The sequence below is a fragment of the Novosphingobium endophyticum genome (assembly GCF_014640675.1).
Taxonomy (GTDB): domain Bacteria; phylum Pseudomonadota; class Alphaproteobacteria; order Sphingomonadales; family Sphingomonadaceae; genus Novosphingobium; species Novosphingobium endophyticum.
Map to the genome: position 1 here is coordinate 132,495 of NZ_BMHK01000010.1, position 6,129 is coordinate 138,623.

6 protein-coding genes are annotated in these 6,129 nt (G+C 60.9%); 3 read left to right on the forward strand and 3 right to left on the reverse strand.

Annotated features, from left to right (window positions below; all coding sequences use genetic code 11):
• Window positions 1–42: 42 nt before the first annotated feature.
• Genes IEX32_RS09640 through IEX32_RS09650 form a run of 3 tightly spaced genes read left to right on the forward strand, consistent with a single transcriptional unit; the run spans window position 43 to window position 3,612 of the window.
• Entirely contained in the window at window positions 43–1,311 is a 1,269-nt protein-coding gene (locus tag IEX32_RS09640; RefSeq protein WP_188770876.1) for an MFS transporter, read from the forward strand.
• A 49-nt stretch (window positions 1,312–1,360) separates the two neighbouring features.
• Complete coding sequence (locus IEX32_RS09645; protein ID WP_373285436.1) at window positions 1,361–2,560, forward strand: acyl-CoA dehydrogenase family protein; 1,200 nt, start codon at window positions 1,361–1,363, stop codon at window positions 2,558–2,560.
• A gap of 23 nt (window positions 2,561–2,583) precedes the next feature.
• Window positions 2,584–3,612, forward strand: coding sequence for a phosphotransferase family protein (locus IEX32_RS09650; RefSeq protein ID WP_188770878.1), 1,029 nt, complete (start codon window positions 2,584–2,586; stop codon window positions 3,610–3,612).
• A gap of 5 nt (window positions 3,613–3,617) precedes the next feature.
• Here the strand turns inward: IEX32_RS09650 and IEX32_RS09655 are convergent, their stop codons facing one another.
• The 3 genes from IEX32_RS09655 to IEX32_RS09665 form a co-directional block, all read right to left on the reverse strand.
• Window positions 3,618–4,523 carry a phytanoyl-CoA dioxygenase family protein gene (locus IEX32_RS09655; protein ID WP_229736284.1) on the reverse strand — a complete coding sequence of 302 codons (906 nt, stop codon included), beginning with the start codon at window positions 4,521–4,523 and terminating at the stop codon, window positions 3,618–3,620.
• 65 nt (window positions 4,524–4,588) lie between these two features.
• Complete coding sequence (locus IEX32_RS09660; protein ID WP_188770882.1) at window positions 4,589–4,987, reverse strand: carboxymuconolactone decarboxylase family protein; 399 nt, start codon at window positions 4,985–4,987, stop codon at window positions 4,589–4,591.
• A 43-nt stretch (window positions 4,988–5,030) separates the two neighbouring features.
• A complete protein-coding gene (locus IEX32_RS09665) occupies window positions 5,031–5,864 on the reverse strand; it encodes an SDR family NAD(P)-dependent oxidoreductase (RefSeq protein WP_188770884.1) in 834 nt (277 codons plus the stop codon).
• Between the last annotated feature and the right edge of the window lie 265 nt (window positions 5,865–6,129).

Here is a 6,129-nt window from a genome sequence, read left to right on the forward strand (position 1 = left end):
GCTGAATCGAGTTGCGAGGCCGAAGCGGTGACGGCACGGGCCATGAAGGACCGCCACCCGCCCCTTCCGCACGGCGAATGGCGGAACGGGTGGCCGGTCGTAGCGACGTCGGTACTCGGCGTTGCGCTGTCAGTCGTGCATTTCTACTCGCTTGGCGTATTCCTTGAGCCGATTCAGAGGGAATTCGGCTGGACGCGCGCGCAAATCACGGGCGGCTTCGCGATCTACAGCATATTGACCACAGTGGGCTCAGTGGTGGTCGGCACCTTTGTGGACCGGGTGGGACCGCGCCGCGTCGCCCTTGTCGGTGCCATCTTGTATTCCGCCGGATTGGCGTCCCTCGCCACAGCCGACGGGAATATCTGGGGCTGGTGGATGCGATGGGCATTCCTCGCCGCCGGCGGCTCTTGCCTCACAGCCACGGTCTGGAGCACGGCGATCGGAGCAGCATTTAGCCGGCACCGCGGACTGGCTATAGCAATCGCGTTGAGCGGAACGGCGATCGCGTCCGGAGTTTATCCATTAACAGCCGGGCTGATGATCGAGGCGTTCGGTTGGCGCATGGCATATGTGGGCCTTGCATCGTTTGGCCTGTTGATTGTGCTGCCCGTCCTGTTCCTGTTTTTCCGAATCCACCGCGCTGATGTCGCGGGCGATCCGACCGAAACAATTGTACCGCTATCCGGAGTGTCGTTCCCAGAGGGCGTGCGTTCGGCAAATTACCGACGATTGTTGATCGCGACCTTCTTGTTCACGCTCGCAATCACGGCGCTGCACATTCATTTCGTGCCGATCCTCATGGGTAGTGGCTGGACGACGCAAGAGGCTGCTGGCATGGCGATAATGATCGGGATCAGCATGGTCGTGGGCCGCGTGAGCGCGGGTGTTCTCATCGACCGGTTCAACCCGCTCATGATCGCGATTGGTGCATTCATGTTGCCGATTTTCGCGTCAGGCACGCTGATACTGCTGCCCACTTACCCGGCTTTGGCAATCGTCGTCGCCATACTTTTAGGGCTGTCGTCCGGGTCGGAAGTGGATGTGGTTGGCTATCTTGCCACGCGTTTTTTTGGCCTGAAGAGTTTCGGCCGGTTGTTCGGGATTATTACCGGCGGCTGGGCGCTTGCCAGCAGCATCGGCCCCGTCGCCGGCAGTTTCAGCTACGACGCATTCGGATCATACGAGGTGATGGTGTGGTCAACACTGGCCATGTTCGTCTTGGCGCTGATTCCGATACTTAGACTACGGCGCTTGCCAGCGCTCGACTACTACCGAGCGACTTCATCAACTAGTGACACTAATCGGGCATAAAATATAGAGGTATGATTTAAATGTGTAATTTCACGACCAGGTTGCCACAGTGACGGGAATTGGTCTCGGGCGGGCCGCGCAGATTGCGGGACGAGTAGAAAAATTCGTCCGCACCGTCGTCATTCCATATGAAAAGGATCCGCGCCGCGACGATCATGGTGCGCCGACTGATGAAATCGTAACCGAGTTGCGAGATAAGGCGCGCGCGGCGGGAGTGCTGACCCCGCATATCCTGCCCGACGGCTCTCACCTGACCCAGCGGGAGACGGCTCTAGTCCTGCGAAAATCAGGCCTGTCGCCACTTGGCCCGCTCGCAGTGAACGTCGCAGCGCCTGACGAAGGCAATATGTACCTGCTCGGCAAGGTCGGGACGCCGGAACTTCAAAAGCGCTTCCTCGAACCGCTCGTCTCGGGACGCGCTCGATCGGCCTTCTTCATGACCGAGCCGGCACACGACGGCGGTGCAGGCTCGGATCCTTCCATGATGAAGACGACATGTCGGCGCGACGGCAACCATTGGGTGATCGACGGTCGCAAGGCGTTCATCACCGGCGCGCAGGGCGCGGCCGTCGGCATCATCATGGCCAAGTCTGAAGACGGCGCTTGCCTTTTCCTGGTGGACTTGCCCAACCCCGCCATCCAGATCGAGCGCGTACCCAACACGATAGACAGCTCGATGCCTGGTGGACATGCGATCGTGCGGATTGGGGGTCTTCGCGTCCCGGCCAACCAAATGCTCGGCAACAGCGGCGAAGGCTTCCACTACGCTCAGATACGCCTCAGTCCTGCCCGGCTGTCGCACTGCATGCGCTGGCTTGGCGCAGTCACGCGGGCGCAGGAGATCGCGACCGATTATGCGAACTGGCGTCACGCGTTCGGCAAGCCGCTCATCGATCATGAAGGCGTCGGCTTCATGCTCGCCGAAAATCTGATCGATCTTCAACAGGCGGAACTGATGATCGACTGGTGCGCCGATGTTCTCGACAGTGGCTCGCTTGGAACCGCGGAGAGTTCAATGACGAAGGTGGCGGTGTCCGAAGCCTTGATGCGGATCGCAGACCGATGCGTGCAGGTAATGGGCGGATCGGGCGTTTCGCAGGATAGCATCGTCGAACAGGTGTTCCGCGAAGTCCGCGCATTTCGGATCTACGATGGTCCCACCGAAGTCCATAAATGGTCTCTAGCCAAGAAGATAAAGCGCGATTGGAAGGCCGCCAATCCCCACGACGCCGACACGCGGTCCAACTGATCACATTCAGACGAGAGATTTTTATGACGGATACCGCCACTGGTCTGACCGAAATCGATTTTGATCCGGCCCGGCTGCAAGCATGGCTTGTGGAGACTATGGGTATCGGTGCCAACGGGGTCACCATTGAACGCGTTGGCGGCGGTCAGTCCAACCCGACATATTTTGTCACCGCGGGCGCGAGACGGATGGTGCTGCGCAAGCGGCCGGGCGGCACGCTGGCGCCTGGAGCGCATGACGTCGGCCGGGAATTTCGCATCCTGCGAGCGCTTTACGGGACTGACGTTCCGTTGCCCGAGCCGATTGCCTATCGGGATGACGACGCCGTTGTCGGCACTGCATTTTACATGATGGGGCGGCTCGATGGCGAGGTGTTCCACGATGCAACGCTGCCGAACATTCCGCTCGACCAGCGTCGTGGTTATTATCGGGAGCTAGCCAAGGTGCTCGCCGCCATTCATGCGGTGGATTGGCAGTCGACGGAGCTTGTTTCCATGGCCCGTCCGGGTAGCTTTCTTGCCCGACAGGTGTCGCGGTGGGGCCGCGGCTGGACGCTGGCCCAAGACAAGGTTGCAGCCGTAGTCGCCTGGCTTGAGGACGCACTGCCCGCCGACGACACGCTCTCGATCGTCCATGGCGACTACAAGCTGACCAACGTGATCTACCGCGCGGAAGAACCGAAAATAGCCGGCGTGTTCGACTGGGAGCTATGCACGATCGGCGATCCGCTATCGGACCTGGCACATATCTGGTCGTTTGTGTGGGACACCGCACCCAATGAGTATGGCGGCCTTCGCGGGCTCGACTTGACTGCTCTTGGTCTTCCGACGTTCGAGGAATTCGTCGCCGATTATGACGCCGCGGCGACGCACGGTCGCAGGCTGACCCGGTTCCATCTCGTCTTCGCGCATCTGCGCACCGCCGGCATCTTCCACGGCATCCGCCAGCGCGCTGCTGCAGGAAACGCTGCGGCAGCCAACGCCGACGAAAAGGGTGAACTGGACCTGGTCTATCTGCAGCGCGCACTGGATCTGGTCCACGCGGCCGAATAAATTGCTCAACCGGGTTGCGCGCGGCGGACCATCAGCGCCGTGTCGCCCTGGCATGAGGCAAGCACCAGAAGTCCGGCGGGCGTTTCGGCAACGAACTCTTCAGGCGTCATTCGCCGGGACAACGGATAGGCTGTGCGCAGATAGCTGCTGGCGTCGATCCGCAGTGTTCGTGGTGAGCCGTCTTCACACCGAAGGGTTACCGTTTCCATATCCATCGCCTGTATCTCCCCAATCAGAACCGAAGGGTTGGCGGCCGATTGGATCCGCGTGTCCAGAGACAGCCGAACGCGGTCGGAGCGATTGGGCAGGCCGACATGCGGTGTCTCGGGGTGAATCACCAAGACGTCCCCCGGGACATAGTCCGCGCTCAGCCACGCCGTGTCAGGCACACAATCCGCCGGAATGTCGAAGGCTGGCGGCATGTCCGTGAGGTGGAAATAGCCTTTGCCGGTCAATCCTGCCGCAACCGCCAGACCGCCGACGGCGGCATCGATGGGTGCAAGCGGAATCCACAGCGGCCGGTAGCCCTGAATGCCGGGACTGAAAAAGCCATCCTGATGGACCCGTCCGAGTGGGCCGCCGGGACGGTAAGCACGATACTGGACCATAGGAATGACGCTCATGCGTTCGCCCAGAAGGCGCTCAAAGGCTGCCAAGACACCGGGCCAGGCAAACAACGTCTGGCACACGCCTTGGAAGGAGGCGTCATCATCGGCAAGGCTTGGAGCGTCACCGCCGGTCCAATAGACCTGATCTCCCTCGATCCGGGCCAGGCCGCGTGCGACCAGCGGAGCGGACATCCGCGCACGCGCGGCCGCAACTGCGTCGACGGGTAACAGCCCTTTGAGAAACAGATAGCCATCTTCGCGATATCGTGCATCGATCACCGCCTTGTCGTCGATGTCAGGCATACTGTCACGCAGCATGCCTCGCGGTTCGATTGCATTTGGGTCGATAGTCGGGACGGCAGACATGGTCATGAGCCATTACCCTCGACAGGCTCACGAAGCACATCTTCCAGGCAGCGCACGGCAAAGGCGCTCTCGGGGAATCCCACATAGGGCGTGGCATGCAGCACCACTTCGGACAATTCATCCGGCGTGAGTCCATTTCGCAAAGCGATCCGGAAGTGATTTTTGAGCTCTTCAGGCAAAGCACGCGCAATCAAGATGCCCAAGGTCACCAAACTGCGCGATCGCAGGCACAGACCGGACCGGTCCCATATATCCCCGAAGCAGGCCTCGAGCGCGTAGCGGGCGCGCACAGCTGCGGCATCATCGCCCTCGGCCGCGTTGATGAGCGGCTTTGCTACTTCCTTTCCGCGCAATCGCTGATAGGTTCTGATGCCACGCGTGAGACGATCTTCGCCGCTCATCGACCGGTTGACCGCGCGCTGGCTCGATCCGACGAGATCATTATCATTGTTCGTCCTCCATTATGAGATCCACCGCACGGAGTGGCGCCAGCGAGGAGACGCCACCGTCCACAGTGAGCGTCGTACCCGAGATGAAGCGCGCCTCGTCGCTGGCAAGAAAGAGGCATGCCGATGCGATATCCCAAGCGTCGCCGGGGCCACGGATCGGTGAGATTGCGGCGCGGCGCGCTCGCGCGGCGGCATCCATGTCGGCAACGATCGGGGTAAACATATGACCGGGACAAACCGCGTTCACGCGTATTCCGGCCCTTCCCTGCGCGACCGCGAGGTCGCGCGTAAGCGCGAGGAGCGCAGCCTTCGAACTGCTGTAGGCGAAGTTCGATCCGTGCGCGCGCAGCGCCGCAACCGATGCAATGTTGACGATCACACCTCCATCCGAAGTCGCCATCGCCGCAATAGCCGCACGGCTCATCAGCCATGCCCCCGTCAAATTTACGGCGATGGCCTGTTCCCAACCCACTTGATCGAGCGTGTCGTTCGATGACGCGCGTTCCCGGATGGCGGCATTGTTGACGAGGACATCCACCCGTCCAAAAGCTTGTATCGTGTCCGCGACCGCTGTTTCGCAGCCGCTTGCGGAGCTGATGTCCGCTTCAACCGAGATCGCCATACCTCCAGCCTGCGTGATCGCGTCGACCGTATGGTTCGCGCGGGCGCGGTCCCGATCGACAACGCAAAGCTTTGCCCCCTCGGACCCGAACAACAAGGCGATCGCTTCGCCTATGCCCGGCGCGTCTGGCGCGACGATCCCGCCGCCGCCAGTAACGATAGCGACTTTGGACGCTAGCCTATCGAGAGATCGACTCGGACGCGGCACCGCTAACCGCGCCCGGTGAGGCAAGGGCGCCCAGCAAGTGTCCCGCGTACCATACCCACCTCCCCGTTTCCGTCTCCTCTAACGAGAGGATTCTCGACATGATGCTGCATCCAAATTCCGCATATTGTCAACCTATCAAAATTGATTTCACTATGATGTACTGCGGATTCCGACGATCCCGGTCGGCTATTCCAATCTGATCCCGGCCATCATTCCGATTTGATCCCGGCCGGGTAGAAGCCAGATCGTGGTTGATTAATGACGC

Excerpts from the sequence above, each read along its gene's own strand:
- IEX32_RS09640 (WP_188770876.1), top strand. The coding sequence starts at position 43 with ATGAAGGACCGCCACCCGCCCCTTCCGCACGGCGAATGGCGGAACGGG.
- IEX32_RS09650 (WP_188770878.1), top strand. The coding sequence starts at position 2,584 with ATGACGGATACCGCCACTGGTCTGACCGAAATCGATTTTGATCCGGCC.
- IEX32_RS09655 (WP_229736284.1), bottom strand. The coding sequence starts at position 4,523 with ATGCCTGACATCGACGACAAGGCGGTGATCGATGCACGATATCGCGAA.
- IEX32_RS09660 (WP_188770882.1), bottom strand. The coding sequence starts at position 4,987 with ATGAGCGGCGAAGATCGTCTCACGCGTGGCATCAGAACCTATCAGCGA.